Here is a 3406-nt window from a genome sequence, read left to right as displayed (position 1 = left end):
CGCTATCTCCGGCACGCAGGATATGCTTCAACTTGATCGGAAACAACTCTAGCGGCGCTCACAGCACCGCCCCGTCGTGGCCGCCATCGCGCGAGGCGTGGCGCAGGATCGTGTCCTGGCCGGGGATATGTGGGAAGCCGCGGAAGTTCACGACGTTCCCGAACTTCGTGCTGCAGGTCGCGACACGCTTGTCGCAGCCCGCGCGGGCGAGGAAGCTGTCGCCCTCGGCGACAGGGCGCACCGGCGGCTCGAGCAGCGTCAGGATCGCCAGCCCGTCGACGAGATCGTGCGACAGCACTTCCGCCTGACGACCGGCATTGGCGCCGGAGGTCCATTCGACTGTCCCATGCGCAAACCATCCCGCCGCGAAGGTGCCGAGCCCCGAGGCCGTGAAGACCCGCTCGCGCAGGAGATCGGTGACCGCGCCCATGCCACGGAACGTTGCCGCGTCGAGGTTCACCCCGCAGCGCGTATCGCCCAGCGCGGCGTCGCACCCCGCCTGAAACGTCCGCCCGACAGTCTGCCCCAACACATGGGCGAGGCTGCGAACCTCTGCGACGAAGGCGACGCGCCCGCGCCGGACCTGACCGATGGCGCCCCGGCGAAGCAGCGCGCGCTGGCCGGGATCGGTCCAGTTCACCCGCCAGAGCTCGACCTCGGCATTGTCCCAGCGCCCGTCGAGAATGTCGGTCTCGGTAATGCGGTCCGAGGACAGCACGCCCTCGGCATCTTGCGCATCGACCGACAGGTCCGAACCGGATCGCACCTCCGACGCGGTGAACCCGCTCTCTGGCTCGAACTCGGTGCCCTCGAAGGCCAGCGTCCGGTCGTGATCGGTGAAACCGAAGCTGACGCCATCGGCACGCGTGATGCGCCAGCTCCAGGCCAGCGTCGTCGTCCCGTCGTCGAGATGGGCCTGAAGGGCGGGGTCGAGCTGCTTCATCTGCGGATCTCCAGAAGCGGGATGGAGGCGATGGACCCCAGCCGTTCGAGGTCGAGCGTCACGTCGAGCGTGTCGGTATCGAAGCGGACGGGGGTGTCGAAGTCGAGGCCTGCGGTGACGGGGACGCCTGCACCGGGGCCCGCGCCGAAGGTGACGACGCCGGTGGTGGTGTCGATCAACCAGCCCGACATCTGCTCGGTCCCGCCCAGCGCGATGCGCACAGTTCCGGCGACGGGTTTGATGACCGCCCGCGTCCAGGACTGCGGGCCGGAGGCGTAGCGCTTTGCCAACTGGAAGGCGGTCGTCGCGCCGTCGCCGGTACCGATCGCCTGGTCGGTGGGCGATGGCGTACCCGACGGCAGGCAGGACTTGTGATCGCCCCAGTCCTTGAAGCGGAAGCCGTGGAGCCGCCCGGCCCGCGCCTCGAAGAAAGCGACGACGGCCGCCAGATCATCGGCGCGGCGGATGCCGTAGGCGACGTCGTAGCGCCGCCGCGAATTGGCCCAGCTGGCGTTGCGTTCCTCGTCGCCAGAAGCCAGTTCAACAATCTGCGTGCGCCGCTCCGGCCCGCCGCGCGCGCCGCGGCTGATATTGTCCGGAAACCGGACCTCGTGGAACATCACATGCCCCTCCGCCCGAGCGAGACGGCGCGGGCGATGTCGGCGGCAACTTGCGTGCGGGACTGCCGGAAGCTCTCGGCGTCGCGCGCCATGATCGTGACGTTGACCCCGCCGCCCGCGCCGTAGCTCTGTGCCTCCCGCCGCGACAGCACCCGTTCGCCGCGTTGCAAGATCGCGGGCACCTCGTCATGGCGTAGCCCCGCCATGCCGCCGGAATGCATCCGGGGCGCAGCGGCGAAGGCCGTGGCCGGGACCATGCGCGAGGGCCCGGCCGATCCGACCATCCCGCCCGCATGGAGGACGTTGGCGTAGGTGAGTGGGGACCGTGGCCCCAGTGGGGCCGCGTAAGCCCCGCGAACGCCCGCCCCGGAGAACACGCCCGAAAGCGCATTGGCGATCGGTCCCAGGATGAACCGGCGCGCCGCCAGTTGGGCGAGATCCGCGAGCAGCGAGGTGACGAGGTCGCGGAAGTTCAGCTTGCCGGTCTTCACGAACTGGCCCACCGCGTTCTCCGCCGACTGGAAGGCGCCGACAAGGCTCTGGCCAATGTCGCCACCGATGTCGCGGGCCTTGCTGGCGTAGTCCGACAGAGCGGCGGTGACGGCCTGCCAGCCGGTGACGGCGGCCTCGGTGTCGGGCTCCGCCGCAGCAGCCGCAGCCCCGGCGGCCGCACCGGCACCCGTCGCGGCCCGTTCCGCATCGCCGAGCGCCGTCTCCAGCCGCTCGGCCGCGCCGGTGGCCTCGGTCAGCGCATCCGCGCTCGCCTCGTCGGTGCCGCGCACGGCATCGCGCAGCGCCTGCCAGCTTTCCAGAGGGGCGCGGGCTCCTTCGGCCAGATCGCGCGCGGCCCCGCGATAGAGGTTCGCGGACTCGAGCGCCCGGTTTGCCGCCTCGGTCAGTCCGAGATCAGGCGCAGTGAGCGGGTTGTCCTCGAACGCCCGGTCGAAGGCCGTCTGCGCGGCGGTGGTCGCGACCGTCGCCGCACCCTCGAAGCGGTTCTCGATCTCGCCCAGGTCGAGGTCCGGCACCAGCGAGATACGCCGCGCGGACCCGAGCGCTTCCAGCCCCTGGTTGATCCCGCCGATGAAGCCATTGATGCGCGAGACCACGCCGTTCAGCATCGCCTCGACGCCGTCGACGAGGCTGTTGGCCGCCTGGAACGCCAGATCGCCGATCGCGGCGGGCAGCAGGCCCCAGATCGCCTTGATCGCCTCGTAGGCGCCTTCGAAGGTGTTCGCGGCCATGTTGCCGAAAGCCACCACGCTCTCGATGGCGCTCTGCATGCCCGAGGCGGCGTCGGCCTTCAGGTCGAAGAACATCGCCGTGGCGGCCGCGCCCGCCGCTGCAGCCCCCATCCTGATCCGCTCCCAGACCTCTACGGCCAAGTCCTTCAGGAGCGACATCGCTTCGCCAAACCCGCCCGCGCCGGAGACAAGGCGGGTGAACTGATAGACGAGCTCGCCCGCGCCGACGATCAGCGCCCCGATGCCGGTCCGGATCAGCGCGCCCCGCAGCACGACCAGCGCCGTGGCGAGGCCACGGACCGAGAGGGCAGCAGCGGCCATCCCGGCAACCCAGCGACCGGCAAGGAAGGCGGCGAAGGTGGTGGCAATGGCGGCCAGGCGGCCAATGTTGTCGAAGAGACCGCGGATCGCGATGCCCAGCGGCCCGGTGCGGCTGGCGACCGCCGCCATGGCGTTGGCGACCGCTTCCAGCGCGGGGGCTTGTCTTACGACGATCACAGGCTCCCGGGTTAGAAGGGAGCCGCTGCCCGGCACCTTAAATATGCCGGGCAGCGGCGGCGGTTGGATCGTAATGGGCTGGGTCGTGATGGACCGTTCTG

2 protein-coding genes and 1 pseudogene are annotated in these 3406 nt (G+C 70.3%); all 3 read right to left on the bottom strand.

The annotated features are described in order from the left end of the window. Positions 1-58 precede the first annotated feature (58 nt). Positions 59-943, bottom strand: a complete 885-nt coding sequence (locus ENN83_RS11340) for a DUF2163 domain-containing protein (RefSeq protein ID WP_287187105.1) — start codon at positions 941-943, stop codon at positions 59-61. Next, positions 940-1566 (bottom strand): DUF2460 domain-containing protein, encoded by a 627-nt coding sequence (locus tag ENN83_RS11335; protein WP_287187102.1) that lies wholly within the window; start codon positions 1564-1566, stop codon positions 940-942. Before ENN83_RS11335 ends, ENN83_RS11340 begins: the two co-directional genes overlap by 4 nt. Continuing rightward, positions 1563-3302: pseudogene (locus tag ENN83_RS11330) on the bottom strand (phage tail tape measure C-terminal domain-containing protein); the annotation flags it as partial. The gene ENN83_RS11335 and the pseudogene ENN83_RS11330, both read right to left, overlap by 4 nt. Positions 3303-3406 lie beyond the last annotated feature (104 nt).

The organism is Rhodovulum sp., from assembly GCF_011048875.1.
GTDB lineage: Bacteria > Pseudomonadota > Alphaproteobacteria > Rhodobacterales > Rhodobacteraceae > Rhodovulum > Rhodovulum tesquicola.
This window is presented reverse-complemented; position numbering and strand designations above follow the sequence as displayed.